This window comes from Arthrobacter sp. UYCo732, from assembly GCF_040547265.1.
Classification (GTDB): Bacteria; Actinomycetota; Actinomycetes; order Actinomycetales; family Micrococcaceae; genus Arthrobacter.
The window spans coordinates 166,102-183,593 of the sequence record NZ_JBEPPJ010000006.1 but is presented as its reverse complement, the minus strand read 5'-3'; the positions used below and the strand labels follow the sequence as shown (position 1 = coordinate 183,593).

The following is a 17,492-nucleotide window of genomic DNA, read 5'->3' as shown; positions in this document are numbered from 1 at the left end:
CCAATGAACCGGGCCAGATGGCCCTGGGGCAACCACTCCTCCAGCGACGGCGGGACCAGCATCACCGCATCGGGCTCGAACGCCTTGAAGCGTTTGTAGATCCCGCCGTTGGCATCCATCGGGACATCGGTGGGCTGCTCGACCCGCTCGACCAGAGACTCGTCGAACAAACCATCCTGCGCGGAAGAACCAGTAACCATGCCCACGATTCTCCCAGCCGCCCCTACGAGGACATGGTTATTCTGTCGGCGTTTTAAGAATTAGGGCCTGTCATTTCTGACCCACGCACCTAGGGGCGGCGGTCTGTGGCTTGGGCTGGGCGTTGGGGGCGGCGGAGTATTCGCCGGACGAGGGTCAGGCCTGCGTTGAGGCTGATGCTGGCAGGTACGCCCGGGTGACGGCGTTGGCGATGGCCGGGAGCGCCGCTGCGTCTGGGTAAAGCATGTAGAGCGGCTCGTAGCGGGGCCGGAATTTTGCTTTGAAAGCCAGGAGCGATCTGAAGCCGTAGACGGGTTCGAGGGTTGCCCCGAGCCGGTCCAGGAGCCGGTCCAGCCCGCCTGTGGTTGGCGTCCTTGCGGGTCCTGGTTTATGTGCGGTGTCGTTAGAGGGGCGGGCCAGAGGAGCGCCGGAGAGACTGACGAATTTATATCCCTGGTCCTTGAAGCCCAGCGCCGCGGAGGCGATAAGGAATTCGGTACCAGCGCGGAAGCCGGTGCCGCGCCGACGCATGAAATCCAGTGTCCAGCCCTCGATGGTTCCCTTGCGGTACACAGGCAGCCATGAAGTAACGGCATGGACTTGGCGGGCGTCGTCGATGGCGAGCAAGAGACGCACCTCAGGGTCATTGAGTTCATCCAGACCTCCCAAAGTGAAACCCATTTCGGGCAATTTCTTGTCGGCGACCCATTCTTCCGATATCTCCTGAATCTGGGCCAGCACCGATAAGGGCGCCGAGGCATAGGTGGCCCATTGAGCGCGGATACCGTTCCTGGCCGCATTGTTCATGGCCGACCTGATGTCTTGGAAATGCTTGCCCTTGAAAGCGACGCCGTCCAGCGTCAGGACTGTTTCCTGGGCGACCTGCACGGAATCCCATCCCAGGGATGCGCCATGCTCCTGCAGATCCTGGGGTACGGAGTAGAAACAAGGCGTCCATCCCTCTGCCGTGCAGGACCGGACAAATCCCCCGAAGGCAGCGTTCCGTTGACTTCTCGGGCCCACCGGGGGCCCCATTGTCAGAGCGATGCCCGCTATGACGCGGTAGGCGACGAAACCCTCCCCGCTGGCTGAGAACCAGTAGGAGTTACTGGGCCACGTGGTCATCCAGGACAGTGTGCCCCCTTCGTAGGTCTTCAGTATTTCGCGGGCACGTTCAGCACCCATGTGGTGCTGGACCGGGGCCGGGCGTAGAAAGGTCTGGAGGACCAGGACTGCGGTGACAGCCCAGAAGACGATGCCGATGCCCTCGTAGAGCAGGACGGTGATGGCGCTTTGCGGGACGAACGCGGGGGCGATGTCCAGCGTGTAACCCAGCGGCAGGAAGCGGTCCGGTACGTCGGCGAGCAGGTCCGCAAATCCCGGGACGGGCGTAAAGTCTGTCGGGAATGCGCTGGCGCTCACTACATAGATCAAGGCCAGGAGGCACGCCAGGAGCCCGGAACGGGCCGCCAGCCGGCGGTAAGTGCCGGCTGGCGCCACTACGGGGAAGAGCCTGCGGCAGAAGATTAACACTGTGGTGAGCGCCGCGGGCAAGAGCAAGGGCAGAATCAGGGCAGCTGGATTCCCCGCTGCTCCCGGGGCCCCTATTCCTTCGGCGGCTGCGGTGTCCTGTGCAGCCGGGTTCAGAACGCCGACAATGGTGATGCCTGCCAGAACCGACAGGGCCAGCTGGATCAACACGGTCGCTGACCAGGCAAAGCGGCGGCCCCGGCGCAGACCGTCGGAAAGCAGAAGCAGCGAGAACGAGGGGAGGACCGCCATGAAGATCGCCCCGACTCCGGCCCTTTGCTGCAGTTGCGCGGCGGCGCACTCCTTCACAGATCCGGGGTCTGAGCAGAGACTTTGGAGTGTTGCGGGATCCACGGCCTGGATGTTGGTGAACAGGTAACGCAGCACCGCAAGGGGCCCCGCTGCATGGGGTGCCAGGCCAGCAACGACAGGTCCTATTGCTGAGACGGCGACCAGCAGCGCGATCAGGACCCGGCCTTCATGCCGGGAGGCCATCACAGACCCGCGCAGCGGACGCCGACCGCGCAGGGACGGGCCCAGAAGGGTGCCTGTGAGCGCTGCGCCCAGCCGGACGAGGTCAGCGAAACCCCCGCTGTAGAGCGCCAGGACAACCAGCAGGGCTGAGACAACGAGGCGCACACGCCGCCGCCACAGGGTTGGCATGATGGCCGTACCCGCCATCAGCGAGCCGATCATCATTGCGCCGGGACCAAGAAAGGAATGCCCGCTCATTTCCAGGCCCCAAGGACCCAGCCGCGCCAGGGACACGACCGCTAAGGCGGCAGCAATTCCGAGGACGTGGCCAGCCGCTGCAGCAGCAGCAAACCGCCAGCTGCCCATCCGTCGTTCCAGAGCGAAACCCAGGGCCAGGGCCAATCCCGAAGCCAGCGAATATCCGCCCAGGCTTTTTTCCCACAGCCCCGAGATGAGGACCGCCGCCCAGTGTTCAGGCAGTGAATGCACGGAAGCCCCAGTCCATGGCTTCAAGGCCCCGGCGGGCCCCGTCATCAGGCTTCCGGATAAAGCGCCAACAGCCCAAAAGACTACGACAAAGCTGACGGTGACCGGGGCTCCGCGCAGTCTGCCGGTCCATGCCTGCCGGCTATTACGAGGTCTCGCTGTTGCTGGTTCTGGCAGGGACAGCGGCCCGGGCATCGGGATTCCTTTCAGATGGTGCAAGGCCTCGGAAGTTACGGTTATGAATACTCCCGACGCGGCGGATCGCGACAACAGGCCAACAACGACGCTGCTGGCTCACTCTTACTGAGATTGGCGCGATCCGATGATTACTAGATCGTTCCATACCAAGTGATGTCAACGCAGACAGGACTGTGATTTCTATTCTCTCGCTCGGCTGTCAATAGCGCGGGCAGCTCAGGCGCCTCCGAGTGTGGGGAGCAGGTCATTCAGGACGGTCTGTTCCGTCGTTGGGGCGGGGGTGCGGGAGCGAACAGCGGACAGGACGGGATTGATCTGCTGATCGAAGAAAGTCCAGGCGCCGCAGTCAGCAGAGTTCAACGCAGATTGGTTATCATCCCAGGCAGCTTCCAGGTCGGTGGCACGGGCCGCTGCGGCACTCCGGTCACCCTTCTTTACCAGGGCGAGGGTATCTGCGGTGATGGTTTGGAACTCGGTCATGTTCGAGGCGGGGAAGTTTGCTTGGGCTGCCGTCTGGGCCGCAGGCTGGGTCGGCGGGGTGGAGCCGGCCTGACAGCTCGCTGCGGGGCCTTCGTCGGCGAGAGCGCTCGTGTGCGGGAGGCTGTGCGTGTAGGCGAGGAGAGCGATGGTGGCGGCCGAGACGGCGGCCAGGATGCCCATCGTGGTTCGCTGGCGTTCGGCAGTGGCAGGGTGGGCTGCCGTGTTGGCTGTCCGTTCGACGACGTCGGTCTTGCTGATCGAGAGATATACGACGGTAGCGAGGATCGCCACGAAGAAGATGATGCTCGGTATGAGACATCGGCCCCGCCGGTCTGGGCGGCGGCAACGGCCGCATGGCTGTAGAACGCCGAATCAAAACGGCAGAGCATCCGCCCGTGACGCTGCCCGCCGGTCTGGAGTCGTTTGAGGGTGGACCGGGCATCGGTGATCAGGCGTTTGGCGCCGCGGGCCGAGTTCGCCGCGCCCTTGCGCAGCCGCTGGGCTGCGATGACGGGGGCGGTGTCTTTGGTGGATACCGTGGCCAGCAGGGCGTTCAGCCCGCGGACCCTGGAATATCCGCAGCCGGAGCCCTGCTTGGCGTAGCCGTGGACCTCGGTGATCGTGTCGTCAACATCGATTAACACGAAGTCCTCCGCCCCGGGGCCCCCGGAGAGCCGGGCCGAAAGGTTGGCCAGGAAACGGGAAGCGACAGCGTCCAGTTGGCGGACGTGTCCGAACGTGACGGCCCGCAGGAACGAGCCCAGGGCGGAGGGCGCGTACGAGGCGGTGAAGAGCCGCTTCATGCCGCCGTGGCGCAGCAGGGCCATGTCATCAATACTGTCCGTGGCCGGCGACCATCCCGGCGACCAGGGACGCGACTTTCAGTCCGGCGTTCGCGCCCTTGTCCGTCGGTGCCGCCAGCCAGTCCTCAGCCAGCTCGTGCAGCCCGGCGTCCCGGGCCAATGTCATGACCGGCAGCAGCCCGGCAGTCGACACGAGATTGGGCTCGTCGAACGAAACTGACACCGCGGATGGTTTGTGGAGAACTTGCATTAATTAAGGTTCAGGCGGTCCGCGCCTCGGGCACAGCCGTCAACTTCCGGCCCAGCTCAGCCGTCCGTTTCACCGACCACCACAGGAGTACCACCAGGAGCACGTTGCGGGTGGTGAGAATGGCAGCCATGACCGGGTGGGCGTGGATCAGCGGCGTGTAGAACAGCGGGTAGATCACGAACGTAGTGATGGCGATGCCCATCAGCAGGGCGGCCGGGACCTTCCAGCGCTCCCAGTCGTGGGTCAGGCCAGCAACAATCACCGGTGCCAGCCAGATGATGAACTGCGGCGACCCCACCTTGTTGAACACAATGAAGGCTGTGACCATCATCAGCGCACCCTCGAGGAACAATTCCTCCCGTTCGGCGCCGCGCTTCAGCGCCCGGACCAGCAGGACGGCCGCCACCACCGCGGCAACGATCAGCAGCGGCTGCATCAGGAACGCGGCCACCGAGGCGCCGGGCCCGTAGACCTCGGTGGAGTTGATGGCCGTGTTGTCCGCCATTCTGGAGCCGGCGATTTTGAACACGCTCAGCCACACCCACGGCGTGGAGAACGTGGCTTCAAGCTGCATGCCCCGCTCACCCTGGTTGGTGAGGAAATCCATGATGTGCGGCAGGCCGCCGGACAGATACGTGCCTAGGCCCACCACAGCGGTGACCGCGACGCCGGCGGCCAGCACTTGGATCCGCTTCCGGCTGGCGATCGCAATCGGTACGAGGACGGCCGCCGGCCACACCTTGATCCAGGTGGCCACACTTAGCAGTACACCCGCCACCACGGGGCGTTCGGCCGCGTACAGCAGCGCGATCAGCACCAGGGGAGCAGTGATGCCCTCCACGCGGGCAAAGCTGAGATAGCCCATAAAAACGGTGAAAAAGAGCCACCACCAGGCCGGGGCAACGCCCCGCACCTTCCGCGGTCCGCGGGTCAGGTACACGAGGCCGACGGCGTTGAGGGCTGAGATGATCAGGAACCAGCAGAGCAGGTAGAGGCTGGGTCCGGCAATGTTCGCGAGGAAGATCGGGATCTGTGCCAGTACCGGGTACACCCAGGGGCTGATCTTGCCGTCCAGGCTGTCCGGGTTGTAGCCGTCCACGGCCCACTGACGGTATTGCTCGGTATCGCTGAACGTATCGCCGTTGAGAAAGAATGACGCCATCCAGCCCAGAAAGTACAGGTGGGTGACCGCGAAGCCCCACCAGACGCTGGCCGGACGGGCGAACCATTCCACCACGCGCGCGGACAAGAGGGTGCTGCGGACGCTGACCAGCCGGTCGAAGAACTTCGTTGAAATCTCAGGACTCCTTGAGCGCGGGAACGGGCGCGGGAGCCTTTTTGCCCAGCAGGTACAGGCGCCGGACGGACCACAGGAACAGCACCACCAAGAGGACGTTGCGGATGGTCAGCACGCCGGCCATCAGCGGGTTGTTGTGGCTCAGGGCATCGTAGAACAGCGGGTAGATAAAGAACGTGGCCACAGCAATGGCGGTGAGTATGGCCGCAGGGACCCGCCATTCACGCCAGCTGTGCGCCAGGCCCACTGCCACGGCAGGTGCCAGCCACACCATGAACTGAGGCGAGCCCACCTTGTTGAAGACCACAAAAGCGGTGGCCAGGGTGAGGGCGCCGGCAAGCAGCAGTTCGGTGCGGTCAACACCGCCGCCGTTCGTCTTGGCATTGTGGAGTGCCCAGAACGTCAGCCCGGCCACGAGCAGCGCTGCCACGATCAGCAGCGGCTGCATCAGCACGGACATTATGGCCGTGCCGGGGCCGTCCACCTGCATCGAGTTGATGTCGGTGTTCATGTACATCCGGGAATCGCCCACGTTCAGCACGGACAGCCAGAGCCAGGGCGTGGTGAAGGTTGCTTCAAGCTGCATGCCACGGTCGCCCTGCTGGGTCAGGAAATTCAGCAGCTTGGGCACACTGCCCACGACGGCGGCCAGCGCCACCACCACGGCTGAGGTCGCCACGCCTGCCAAGACCACCAGGAGGCGGTTCTTGACCACGGTGAACAGGGCCAGCATCACCGCGGCGGGCCAGACCTTCACCCAGGTGGCGGCGGCGAGGATTACGGAGGCGATGAACGGCCGGCTCACGCCATAGGCCAGCGCCACCAGGACGATCGGCGCGGTGAGGCCGTCCACGCGGGCGAAGCCCAGCCAGCCCATCAGCAGTGTGAAGACCAGCCACCACCAGCCTGCCGGGATCGCCTCCTGATTGCGGCCACGGTCTGTGAGCTTGGCCAGGCCCCAGCCGTTGAGGAGGGTGGTCATCAGCACCCAGAGGAAAAAGAACGGTCCCGGTCCGGCCAGGCCGGCCAGCGCCATGGGGATCAGCGCGAGGATGGGGTACACCCAGGGGCTGGGTCCGCCGCTGAGATTCGCCTCGTTGAAGCCGGCCGCAGCCCAGTCACGGTAGATGAACGTATCGCTGAACGCTTCCCCGCGAAGGGAAAGCAGCGCACCGAAGATCAAGAAGCCAAGGTGCACCAGGATAAAGCCGGCGAGCAGTCCGCGGGAAGTGTTCAGCCACGACCGCGCCGCCATCGGCAGGATGACGTTGCGGATCCGGGTGAGCGAGGCGAAGAATGCGTCCGTGGAAATGGCGGAATCCTTGTCAGAGAGGGGCAAAAACAGCTGCCGGGCCATGCCGCGGGGCGGGAGCCGGAAGATTCGGGGGCCCGTCTACCAACAGCCGCCCCTATGAGTCAAGGGTAGTTGACTGTCCGTGATGGCCCGTAATCCTGCGGCCCTGGGCGGCCGTCAGGTGCGCACGGTTTCCGGCTAACTTGCCTTGGCCTGGCGGTAACGTTCAATCTGTTTAAGCCGCCGCAGGAGGCTGTCGCGCCGCGGGTGCGGGACGGCGTCGGGCGCTTCCGCGGTGAGGTCAATGTGTTTGGTACCGAATTGCCAGAGCAGGAGGTCATCCAGCAGGCGGTCCGGGCCGGGGGAGTAGCGGTGGTCCAGGGCCTTGCGGACCTCAGTGATGCGCTGGGCGCTGAGCAGGCCAGCCAGCTGGACGGTCTGGTTCAGGCCGTGGGCCGCCATCAGTTCAGCCGCCCAGCCCCAGTCGTCATCCACTTTGCGGTCCACGTGCGGGAGCAGGGTGCGCAAGACGTCGCGGATCCGATTGGGGGTAAGCTGCGCGGCGCCTTCGCCGTCCATGTCCCAGTAGCTGCGCACCTCCTCGTAGCGTTCGTGCAGGTCCGCGAACGCGCTTTCCACCGTTTCCAGCATGGCGGCGGTAGCGGTGAACTGGCGGTCGAAGTGCGGGGTCCAGGCGCGCGGATCCTCGGCCTTGAAGCGGATGTCGTGCTCGATCTCGCTCCAGGCATGGGCGAAGACAGTGCGGATCTGGCACTCGAAGAAGTAGCTGCCGTTGGCCGGGACGTCCGGGTTAAAGACCTGCTGGTACTCCTTGACGGCGTCGTTCTGGATGGTGCGGAGGATGAGGTGGCGGCTGGAGTAGCCGTACGTGCCGGACTCGATGGAGCCGATGTCCTTCTCCCGGTCGCCGCGGCAGTCGAACACCTGGCGCTCGCGCTTGATGATGTTGGCTGCCAGCGCGTTTTCAGCGGGCAACTTGGTGATGACGCGGACGCCCACCATGTCATTGAGCGTGCGGAACGGGTCCGGGAACTTCAGCACCGGCGGCCCGCCGGGCTCCAGCGGTTCCTCAATGCGGGAGATCTTTTCCCGGAACGATTCCACCGTTTTGGTGCGCCCGGTGACAAACAGTGGCGTCACCTCGGTGCCCTTCAGCATGCGGCGCAGGATGAGGAGCACGTCACGGGTGACCAGCTTCAGGGCAGGGCGGACGCGCTCGTAGAGCTCCACGTTCTCCTGCACGGATTCGCGGAGGCTGACGTCCAGGCTGTCCCAGTTACTCGGCATGCACCCAGCTTACGGCCGACGGGCGGCACCCTCCCGTCAGGGCGCTCTCTCACTTAATACACCAAATACGGCAACGCTCTCTCTCAGATCGTGCGTCGAAAACAGCGGCGCCACGGCGGGGTCCTAACCATCTGTTCCCGGCAACCCATGACTCCGGAAGGATCAGCGGACCCACCGCAGGCCCAGACGCTACGACGGCCGGCTCTCTTACCTGTCCTCGCGACAGGGCGCTACCAAACGACCGGCTGGTGCTGAACATACTCGCTAATTCCGCCGCATATGAGCGTGAGTTGATCGCCGAACGCAACCAAGTATCTGAGGTGGCCCTCCTCCGACACTCCGTTTGGGAGGGTCGGCTTTCCAAGCTCAGAGCTTTGAGCCGCGGAAAAACGGGCGTGCCCGGTCTGGGCTGATTCAGGCATCCGCGTGGGGCTGGACGTTCAGGCGTTCACGTGCCGCCGCTTTCTTTAGTTCCTGCAGAATTTCCAGTTGTTCGCGGTTGATGGCTATCAGGAGTTCGATCTCTTCCTTTGCCTTGGTATTGGTGTCGAAGTCGTGCTGGGCCATGGCCGCGGCGATGGCGTCCTGTCGCTTGGCGGCTATGAGGAGAATCGCACCTTGGAGTCCTGCCAACATAGAGAGCAGGAGGTTCAAGAGTATGTAGGGGTATGGGTCCCAGGCTTTTGTGGCCAGCGCCCAGGTGTTGATAGCGGCCCAGATGAGCATGAAGCAGATGAAACTTCCGACGAATGGCCAGCTTCCCATTCCGTTCCGCATGATGTCAGCGGCGCGTTGTCCTTTTGTCAGGGAGGCTTTGTGTTTGTCGTGCCAAGTCTTCTGTTGACCGCTCATGACTCAGACTAGACCTCGGCCGGGCGGGGCGGGGGTGACGTTGTAAGCCGCTGTCCACTCGCGGTTCCCGGGCCCTTACCGGGTGTGGCGCCCCGCCGGATGTAGTTCCGGGGCGTCGGTTGGTCCCTACGGAGTGAAGGCAGGGTCAGCGTTAATCCGCCGAAAGAGGGCCCAATGCAAGAGTTCGACGGCGAGGCAGCCGATGAGTGCGATCAGCGCAGATATTGCCAGGTGTTCCTGGCCAAGCACTGCGAACTCAAAGAAATCCTGGAGCGGCGGCGCTGTTAGGACGAGCGCAAGGGCGGCATACATGACGCCGATGATTAGTGCCCGCCAGCGGTTCAGCGGCCGCGAAAGAACGACCAACACCCACAATGCGATCAGAGTCAGGACAAGAACGGAACCGGTGCGCACGGCGGGGCCGGTGCGGTGACCCGGGCGCCGCACAACCACATGCCCTTCCCCCGTCATCCCGGTCCCCGCATCCGATCCGGTGACAATCCTGATGGCTCGAGTCCGTCACGGGGCGGCAGCCTCTTCACGTAGCTACTTCTCTGGATGTTTGACGTTGGGGTGTGCGCACCCGGGTGGCTGCCTTTTCCTTTGCTCCACAGGGTCGGAATCACATGGGGTGGGGCCCGTCAAGTCGTTCCCGACGACCGTGGATCTGTAAGGATTTCATCTCAAGCATTGAGCGCCACCTTCAGTGTCTATGTATCCCCGGCCCGGGAAAGGGTGTCGTTCGCCGTCTCGATGTCACTGAGAACGAACGTTTTGCACGAAGTGGTCCATCCGCAAATCTTGCGCCGCGCGGCCTGATCTCTGCCGTCAACGGCGGCGTGGCCGGCGTCGACTCCTTCGTGGGCGGCTACTTCGCCGAGCACTACGGCTTCCGCAGCATCTTCTGGCTCATGGTGGTCCTGGCCATCGTCGCCACGGCCCTGGTCGCAATCCTGGCCACTAAGAGCAAGCCGGCCGCCGGGACCGCCATGGACTGGCTGGGAGTGTCCTTCATCGTGGTTGCGGTGGGCGCCCTTCTCACGGCGCTCAACGAAGGTGCCAAGCTGGTGGGCGGCTTCTCGCCCGGCACGCTTATGCTGTCCATCGGCCTGGTGGTGGTTGCCGCCGCCGCGTTTTACGCCTTCTGGACCGTGGAAAAGCGCGCCAAGCAGCCGATGGTGGAAACCGTCCGTCTGCGCCCCCTACGCCCTGCTCGGCTGGCTGGTGGGTCCCATCAGCGGCCGGCTCGCCCCGGTGCTCGGCTACACCAAGGTCCTGCGGATCGGCATGCTCGGCAGCATCGTTGCCCTTGCCATCATCGCGTTCTTCGGCCTCAGCAGCCTGCCGATGATGATCGCCGGAACGGTCTTGCTGTGCATCATGTACGCCGGTACGGTCAACATCATGCTGAACGGACTCGGAGTTGTCCTCTCACCTGCCGGAAACCCGGGATTCCTGCCCGGCATGAACGCGGGCGCCTTCAACCTCGGCGCCGGCCTGAGCTTCCTGGTGCTGCCTGCCGTACTCGTTGCGACGTCCGCGATGGGCGATACCAAAGCCTCCTACCTGACTGTGGTGCTGGTCGGCCTCGTCATCACGGTGGCCGGCTTCGCCGCCTCGCTCCTGATCCCCAAGCCGGTCGAGGCTGAGGTGACCGAATGAGCGCCCGCGAGCCAGGCGCTGGCGGCCGCATCGTCGTCGTCGGTTCCCTGAACGCGGATCTCACCATCTGGACTCCAGGTGCCTTTGCCCGCCGGAGACGCGCGATGGCCGTCGGCCGATCTCGGCTACCGTCATCGGCGGCTCGCAATCCAGCACGACGGCGGACATCACCTTGGTGACGCGCAGATCTTCAGCGACAGGAGACGCGGGATAAGGCGTTCGACTCGGCGGGCTGGACGGTCCTGATTTTCGACAAGAGCGACCTCGCGGACGGGTTCGAGCGTGCCGTCGTGAAGATCAAACGGGCGCTGCGCCGCGGCTGGCTTGACCATCCGCAGGCGGCTGTGGGGGATGGGTCAGCGGAGCACTACTGTCTTGTTGCCCTGGAGGATCACCCGGCCTTCGCAGTGCCAGCGGACCGCGTTGGACAGCGCTTTGCATTCGGTGTCCCGTCCGGCCGCAACCAGGTCTTCCGGCCCGTAGGTGTGGTCCACTTCCACCGTCTGCTGGGCGATGATGGGCCCCTCGTCAAGTTCGGCGTTGACGTAGTGTGCGGTGGCGCCCACGGTTTTGACGCCGCGTGTGTAGGCCTGGTGGTAGGGCTTGGCGCCCTTGAAACTGGGCAGGAATGAGTGGTGGATGTTGATGGCCCGGCCATCCAGCCGCCGGGTGAGTTCATCGCTGAGGACCTGCATGTAGCGGGCAAGGACCACCAGTTCCACGTCGTACTCGTCCACGAGTTGCAGCAGCCGGGCTTCAGCCTCGGGCTTGGTGGCGGCGGTGACCGGCACGTGGAAGTACGGGATGCCGTGCCATTCCACCAATGCCTGGTGGTCCGTGTGGTTGGAAACCACGGCAGCGACCTCCACGGCAAGTTCACCGGTCCTGGCGCGGAACAGCAGGTCGTTCAGGCAGTGCCCGAACTTGGACACCATGATCAGCACGCGGCGCTTGGCACCCTGGTGCTCAAGGCGCCAGCGCATCCCGAACTGATTCGCGACGGGTACGAAAGCCTGCCGGAGTGCCTCAATCTCGGCCGGTCCGTCGACAGATTCTCCGGACGGGTCGTTGGCCGCGGCAAAGTGGATCCGCATGAAGAAATGACCGTCCGTCTGGGAATCGAACTGCTTGCTGTCCAGGATGTCGCAGCCGCGTTCGAGCAGGAAACCTGAGACGGCGTGGACGATGCCGGGCGTCTCCGCGCAGTCGAGCGTCAGAACGTGTTCCACCGTGGTGATTGACGCAGGGGCAGAGGGTTCAGTCTGGATGTCGGTCATGGCTCAGCACTCGATCACGTTGACGGCGAGACCTCCGCGGGAGGTCTCCTTGTACTTGGTTTTCATGTCCGCTCCTGTCTCGCGCATGGTTTTGATGGCTTTGTCGAGGGATACTTTGTGGCTGCCGTCCCCGTGGAGGGACAGTCGCGCGGCGTTGATGGCTTTAACGCTGGCGATGGCATTGCGTTCGATGCAGGGGATCTGCACGAGGCCGCCGACGGGATCGCAGGTCAGGCCGAGATTGTGTTCGATTCCTACTTCGGCGGCGTTTTCCACCTGTTCGGGTGTCCCGCCGAGGACCTCGCAGAGCCCGGCGGCGGCCATGGAGCAGGCCGAGCCCACCTCGCCCTGGCAGCCCACTTCGGCGCCGGAGATGGAGGCGTTGATCTTGAACAGGATTCCGACGGCGGCCGCGGCCAGCAGGAAGCGGACCACACCGTCGTCGTTGGCGCCGGGCACAAACTTGACGTAGTAGTGCAGGACGGCGGGGACGATGCCGGCCGCGCCGTTGGTGGGGGCGGTGACGATGCGCCCGCCCGCGGCGTTTTCCTCGTTGACCGCGAGGGCGAAGAGGTTCACCCATTCCATCGCCCGCAGGGGGTCGGTGACACCCGTGTCTGCGGTCAGGGTCTGGAATAGCGACGGCGCGCGGCGCTTTACGTTCAGCCCGCCGGGAAGGATCCCTTCCGCGGCGCAGCCGTTGTCCACGCATTCGCGCATGACCGCCCACAAGGACAGCAGCTTTTCGCGGAGTTCCGCTTCGCTGCGCCAGGTGAGCTCGTTGGCGAGCATGACGTCGGAGATGGACATGCCCTCGCGCTTGCAGATCGCCAGGAGTTCGTCGGCGGTGGTGAACGGGTAGGGGAGGACGGTGGCATCGGCCACCACCCGGTCACCGGCGTCGGCGTCGCCGTCCACCACAAAGCCGCCGCCGATGGAGTAAAAGCTCCGTTCGCTGAGGACGGCGCCGGCGTGGTCGAGGGCGCGGAAGGTCATGCCGTTGGGGTGGGCCGGGAGGGACTTGCGCCGGTGCAGGACCACGTCCTCGTCCCAGTTGAAGTCCACCCGGTGGTGCCCGCCGATCATGAGTTCGGCGTCAAGGGCTGCGGCGGCCACCTGGTCATCTGCGGTGGTGGTGTCCACGGTTTCCGGGTCCTGGCCCTGCAGGCCCAGCACCACCGCCTTGTCGGAGCCATGGCCCCGGCCGGTGGCGCCGAGCGAACCGAACAGCTCGGACTGGACCCGGACAGTCGAACTCAGGTGGCCGTCGCTCTTGAGCCCGTCGGCGAACAGCTTCGCCGCCCGCATCGGGCCGACCGTGTGTGAGGACGACGGCCCGATGCCAACGGAGAAGAGGTCCAGGACGCTCAGGGCCATTTAGGGGACCTCTGGCGAGGCGTACTCGCGCATTGCATCGAGGAGCCAGCGGCCCAGGAAGTCTGCGAACGAAGCCCGGGGGAAGAGCCGGAAGCTTTCCTCCCCGGTCTTCTGCAGGACCACCGGGATGTTGCCAACCTCGGTGTTCAGGGCCGTTCCCGGGGTGAAGCTGCGCGGGTGCAGGTCAAGGGCGCAGCCCTTTTCCAGGACGGCCCGGGCGCGGGGGCCGGAGAGCTCGAACGTGGTGCGGTTGGCAGACAGGTCCACCACCTGGCCCGGGGCGTCGCCCAGTGCTTCCACGAGGGAGCCGATGAGGTTACCGCCCAGGGAGTCGTGGGCCTTTTCCGGTGCAACCACCAGGAACTCCGACGGTCCCAGCCAGAGGACGCTGATGCCGTCCTTGCCGGTCACGTCGCCGCAGCGTGCCGGCAGGCCGCCGGCGACGGCGGCGATCCGCGTCCCTTCCTCGGAGCGGGGGTCTACCCGGACGCCGGCCATGGTCTGGAAGGGGCCTTCCTCGAGGACCACCGTGCCCTGGACGGAACCGGCTTCCAGGGCGGAGGCCAGGTGGGAGGCGGGGCTGCGGCGGATGTCCCGGAGTCCATTGACGCCATTGAGTGCTGCGGTGTTAGCCATCTTTGCGGGCTCCTTCGGGGTCAAAAAGTACGGTTTCGGCGACAACAACGTCAACCAGCTGGTCGCCGGCGACGGCCACCAGGGATTCACCGATGCGGTTACGGCCGTTCTTGATCAGGGCCAGTCCGAAAGAGCGGCCCAGGGCGGCGCTGTGGTAGCTCGAGGTCACGAAGCCCTGCATGGGGACGGGGCCGTAGGCGGGGCTGGTGCTGATGCCCTTTTCCACGAGCTGGGTTCCTTCCGGCAGCCGGATGGAGCCATCCACCGGCAGGACGCTGACCAGGTGCTTGCGGTCCTCGCGGCTGGCGTCGGCCCGGGCGTAGGAGCGCTTGCCGATGAATTCCTTGGCCTTGGAGACCACCCATTCCATGCCCGCATCCTGGGGAGTGACGGTGCCGTCGGTGTCCTGCCCGACGATCGGGTAGCCCTTTTCGGCGCGGAGCACGTGCATGGTTTCGGTGCCGTAGGGGGTGATGTTGTATTCGGCCCCGGCGGCGGCCACGGCTTCCCAGGTGTTCAGCCCGTACCAGGACGGCACGTTGATTTCGTAGGCCAGTTCACCGGAGAAGGAGATCCGGCAGACGCGGGCCTGGACGCCTGATGCGAGGGTGGTTTCGCGGAAGGTCATGAACGGGAAGGCTTCTGCTTCCAGCCCGCCGTCCGCAGCCAGTTCCGGCGCCAGTTTGGCCAGGACGGCCCGGGACTTAGGTCCGACGACGGCAATCGTGCTCCACTGTTCGGTCACCGAGGTGCAGTGCACGTCCAGTTCCGGCCATTCGGTCTGGAGCCATTCCTCCAGCCAGTCCAGGACCTTCGCGGCGCCGCCGGTGGTGGTGGTCATGAAGTAGCGGTCATCGTCCAGGCGCAGGGTGACGCCGTCGTCGAAGATCATGCCGTCAGCCATGCACATCACGCCGTAGCGGGCGGAACCCGGGGCGAGCTTCTTGAACGCGTTGGTGTAGATCCGGTTGAGGAACTCACCGGCGTCCTTGCCGCGGATTTCGATCTTGCCGAGGGTGGTTGCATCCATGAAGCCCACCGAGTCGCGGACAGCGGCGCATTCGCGCAGCACGGCAGCGTCCATGTCCTCCCCGGCCTGCGGGTAGTACCAGGGCCGCTTCCACTGCCCGACGTCTTCGAACAGGGCTCCCTTGGCGACGTGCCACGGGTTGATCGAGGTGACGCGGGCGGGGTCGAACAGTTCGCCGCGCTGGCGTCCGGCGAGTGCCGCGAACGCCACCGGCGTGAACGGTGCCCGGTAGGTGGTGGTCCCAATGTCGCCGATGCCGCGGGATGCTTCGCCGGCGGTCCGGAGCGCTGCGGCAATGACGCCGATCGCGTTGACGCCGGAGGTCTTGCCCTGGTCGTTGGCGGTGCTGATGGAGGTGTAGCGCTTGATGTGCTCCACCGACCGCATCCCGGCGCCGGTGGAGCGCAGGACGTCAGCCACGGACTGGTCGCGCTGGAAGTCCACGAAGTGGTGGTGCCAGTCATCCGGAGTGCCTTCCTGGCCCGGGACCAGCCACAGCTGGCGGGTCGGGGCGGAGGCCTTCGGCTCGCCGAAAGGAGAGGGCTCTACGGCGGAAGTGAAGCCGGCAGCGATGGCTGCCGCTGCTCCGGCGGAGATGCCCTCGGCCAGGCAGTCCTCAAGTTCGAAGCTGCCGCGGCCGGAGCCGATGGTCTGCTGGTTCGGGACCACGGTGCTCGGCACGAAAGCGGCGAGCTCTTCGTCCCAGCGCAGCTTGCCCTGCCGCTGGGAGTGCAGGTGCACCAGCGGGCTCCAGCCACCGGAAACTGCCAGCAGGTCGCAGGCGATTTCCTCGACGCCGGAGGTGAGTTCGCCGTCGTCGTTGATGCTGCGGACGGTGACGCTCTCAACCCGACCGTCGGCGGAGCCGGCGGCTGTGTTGGCCACCGCGCTGCCGATCAGCACACGCGTGCCGGCCTCGACGGCGGCGGCAGCCACCTTCGAGAGCTGCGGGCGGGCATCGACGACGGCTGCGAGCTTGACGCCGGCGGCGCGGAGGTCCGCGGCGAGGGCATAGGCGCTGTCGTTGGTGGTGCTGATGACCACGCGCTGCCCGGCGGCCACGGCGTAGCGGTTGAGGTAGCTGCGGGCGGCGGAGGCGAGCAGGATGCCGGGGCGGTCGTTGTTCTCGAAGACCAGGGGACGCTCGTGGGCGCCTGGGGCCAGGATCACCTGCTTGGCACGCACGTGCCAAATCCGCTGTCGTGAGACGCCTGGGGCGGCCGGGCTGGACAGGTGGTCGGTACGGTTCTGGACCGCGATGACGTAGTTGGCGTCGTAGGCGCCGAAGGCGGAGGTCCTGTTCAGGACGGTGGATTCGGCTCCGGAAACGAGTTCGGCTTCCACGTCGGCCACCCATTCCAGGGCCGGCTTGCCGTCGATGGTGTCAGCCAGCTCAGGTGCGGTGGAGCCGGACAGGAGGGACCCGCCCAGTTCGGGCTGGTCGTCCATGAGGATGACGCGGGCGCCGGTGCGCACGGCCTCGCGGGCAGCGGTGAGGCCTGCGGGGCCGCCGCCAATCACCAGGACGTCGGTGTGGACGTACTTCTTGTCGTATTCGGCACGGTCTTCGTCCGGGTCCAGCTTGCCCAGGCCGTTGAGCAGTTCTGCCTTCAGGCCGTCCACCAGGGTGACGGTGGTGGCAGGGAGCATGGACTCTGCCACGTCGCCGGGGAAGCGCGGGGAGATCTTGACCATCGCGTTGGATTCCTCAACGCCGGCGGACATGATGCCGCGGGCGCGGTCCTCGTAGAGCGAGTTGCCCGCAGCGATGCGGCCGTTGGCAATCAGGGCCGAGGCGAGGGTGTCGCCGGGGTGGCCTGTGAATTCCTCGCCATCCACGGTGAAACGCCAGGAGATGGTGCGGTCGATGCGTCCGCCTGCAGCGAGGCGGGCGTTCTGGGAAGTCACTTGGTTGCTCCCTTCGGGGCGGTGGTGCTGGCCGATGAAGCCGGGGCGATACTGGTGGTGGAAGTGCTGGGAGCTGCCCTTCCGGTGGTGGTGCTGTCGGGGGCAAGGCTCGCAGTGCCGGTTTCGGCGGTTGGCCGGCCGGCGGCATCAGGCCGGGGCGTCCCCATCGGGTAGACCGCCTGGATGTCATAGGTCACGGTGTCGCGGAGCATGTTAAACCACTGGCGGCAGCCGGTGCTGTGCAGCCAGCGCTCGGCGAAAATCCCCTTGGTGTTTTCACGGTAGAACAGGAAATGGGCCCATTCCTTGTCGTTCAGCTCGTTCGGGTTCTCCGGGTAGGGCACGTGGGCCTGGCCGCCGTAGTGGAACTCGGTCTCGTCGCGGGAGCCGCAGTTGGGGCATGAGATAAGCAGCATGTGCGTCTTCTTTCTA

Annotated in this window: 13 protein-coding genes and 2 pseudogenes; 1 reads left to right on the top strand and 14 read right to left on the bottom strand. The window is 65.3% G+C overall.

All coding sequences use genetic code 11. The features are described 5' to 3' along the window. The 9 genes and pseudogenes from ABIB45_RS11330 to ABIB45_RS11290 form a co-directional block, all read right to left on the bottom strand. The coding region (locus tag ABIB45_RS11330) for a hypothetical protein (RefSeq protein WP_502914529.1) at positions 1-200 on the bottom strand (200 nt) is incomplete at its 3' end. A gap of 154 nt (positions 201-354) precedes the next feature. Then, positions 355-2,691 carry a bifunctional lysylphosphatidylglycerol flippase/synthetase MprF gene (locus tag ABIB45_RS11325; protein ID WP_354215949.1) on the bottom strand — a complete coding sequence of 779 codons (2,337 nt, stop codon included), beginning with the start codon at positions 2,689-2,691 and terminating at the stop codon, positions 355-357. A gap of 411 nt (positions 2,692-3,102) precedes the next feature. Further along, positions 3,103-3,657, bottom strand: a complete 555-nt coding sequence (locus ABIB45_RS11320) for a hypothetical protein (protein WP_354215961.1) — start codon at positions 3,655-3,657, stop codon at positions 3,103-3,105. An 11-nt stretch (positions 3,658-3,668) separates the two neighbouring features. After that, a pseudogene (locus ABIB45_RS11315) lies at positions 3,669-4,419 on the bottom strand (transposase); the annotation flags it as partial. 10 nt (positions 4,420-4,429) lie between these two features. Continuing rightward, on the bottom strand, positions 4,430-5,656 hold the full coding sequence (locus ABIB45_RS11310; RefSeq protein WP_354215960.1) for a glycosyltransferase 87 family protein: 1,227 nt from the start codon (positions 5,654-5,656) through the stop codon (positions 4,430-4,432). 61 nt (positions 5,657-5,717) lie between these two features. Then, positions 5,718-6,971, bottom strand: a complete 1,254-nt coding sequence (locus ABIB45_RS11305) for a glycosyltransferase 87 family protein (RefSeq protein ID WP_354215959.1) — start codon at positions 6,969-6,971, stop codon at positions 5,718-5,720. A gap of 237 nt (positions 6,972-7,208) precedes the next feature. Further along, the gene (locus tag ABIB45_RS11300; RefSeq protein WP_354215948.1) at positions 7,209-8,318 is read right to left on the bottom strand and encodes a GTP pyrophosphokinase; all 1,110 of its coding nucleotides are present in this window, start codon (positions 8,316-8,318) and stop codon (positions 7,209-7,211) included. A 414-nt stretch (positions 8,319-8,732) separates the two neighbouring features. Further along, positions 8,733-9,170 (bottom strand): DUF1003 domain-containing protein, encoded by a 438-nt coding sequence (locus tag ABIB45_RS11295; protein ID WP_354215947.1) that lies wholly within the window; start codon positions 9,168-9,170, stop codon positions 8,733-8,735. A gap of 126 nt (positions 9,171-9,296) precedes the next feature. After that, complete coding sequence (locus ABIB45_RS11290) at positions 9,297-9,641, bottom strand: hypothetical protein (RefSeq protein WP_354215946.1); 345 nt, start codon at positions 9,639-9,641, stop codon at positions 9,297-9,299. 299 nt (positions 9,642-9,940) lie between these two features. On the opposite strand from ABIB45_RS11290, the pseudogene ABIB45_RS11285 reads away from it, so the two are divergent. Beyond that, positions 9,941-10,832 (top strand): annotated as a pseudogene (locus ABIB45_RS11285) (MFS transporter); the annotation flags it as partial. Positions 10,833-11,188: 356 nt separating this feature from the next. Here ABIB45_RS11285 and purU read toward each other — a convergent pair. Genes purU through ABIB45_RS11255 form a run of 5 tightly spaced genes read right to left on the bottom strand, consistent with a single transcriptional unit; the run spans position 11,189 to position 17,476 of the window. Further along, the gene (gene purU / locus ABIB45_RS11275; RefSeq protein WP_354215945.1) at positions 11,189-12,109 is read right to left on the bottom strand and encodes a formyltetrahydrofolate deformylase; all 921 of its coding nucleotides are present in this window, start codon (positions 12,107-12,109) and stop codon (positions 11,189-11,191) included. A gap of 3 nt (positions 12,110-12,112) precedes the next feature. Continuing rightward, positions 12,113-13,486, bottom strand: a complete 1,374-nt coding sequence (locus ABIB45_RS11270) for an L-serine ammonia-lyase (RefSeq protein WP_354215944.1) — start codon at positions 13,484-13,486, stop codon at positions 12,113-12,115. Continuing rightward, positions 13,487-14,122 carry a sarcosine oxidase subunit gamma gene (locus ABIB45_RS11265; RefSeq protein WP_354215943.1) on the bottom strand — a complete coding sequence of 212 codons (636 nt, stop codon included), beginning with the start codon at positions 14,120-14,122 and terminating at the stop codon, positions 13,487-13,489. Then, positions 14,115-17,060, bottom strand: coding sequence for a sarcosine oxidase subunit alpha family protein (locus tag ABIB45_RS11260; RefSeq protein WP_354215942.1), 2,946 nt, complete (start codon positions 17,058-17,060; stop codon positions 14,115-14,117). Before ABIB45_RS11260 ends, ABIB45_RS11265 begins: the two co-directional genes overlap by 8 nt. Continuing rightward, positions 17,057-17,476: a sarcosine oxidase subunit delta gene (locus ABIB45_RS11255; protein WP_354215941.1), complete on the bottom strand. Its 420-nt coding sequence runs from the start codon at positions 17,474-17,476 to the stop codon at positions 17,057-17,059. Before ABIB45_RS11255 ends, ABIB45_RS11260 begins: the two co-directional genes overlap by 4 nt. Positions 17,477-17,492 lie beyond the last annotated feature (16 nt).

What these genes read in the sequence shown, in the direction of transcription:
- ABIB45_RS11305 (WP_354215959.1), bottom strand. Translation starts at nt 6,971, where the DNA reads ATGGCGGCGCGGTCGTGGCTGAACACTTCCCGCGGACTGCTCGCCGGC.
- purU (WP_354215945.1), bottom strand. Translation starts at nt 12,109, where the DNA reads ATGACCGACATCCAGACTGAACCCTCTGCCCCTGCGTCAATCACCACG.
- ABIB45_RS11255 (WP_354215941.1), bottom strand. Translation starts at nt 17,476, where the DNA reads ATGCTGCTTATCTCATGCCCCAACTGCGGCTCCCGCGACGAGACCGAG.
- ABIB45_RS11270 (WP_354215944.1), bottom strand. Translation starts at nt 13,486, where the DNA reads ATGGCCCTGAGCGTCCTGGACCTCTTCTCCGTTGGCATCGGGCCGTCG.
- ABIB45_RS11295 (WP_354215947.1), bottom strand. Translation starts at nt 9,170, where the DNA reads ATGAGCGGTCAACAGAAGACTTGGCACGACAAACACAAAGCCTCCCTG.
- ABIB45_RS11290 (WP_354215946.1), bottom strand. Translation starts at nt 9,641, where the DNA reads ATGACGGGGGAAGGGCATGTGGTTGTGCGGCGCCCGGGTCACCGCACC.
- ABIB45_RS11265 (WP_354215943.1), bottom strand. Translation starts at nt 14,122, where the DNA reads ATGGCTAACACCGCAGCACTCAATGGCGTCAATGGACTCCGGGACATC.
- ABIB45_RS11300 (WP_354215948.1), bottom strand. Translation starts at nt 8,318, where the DNA reads ATGCCGAGTAACTGGGACAGCCTGGACGTCAGCCTCCGCGAATCCGTG.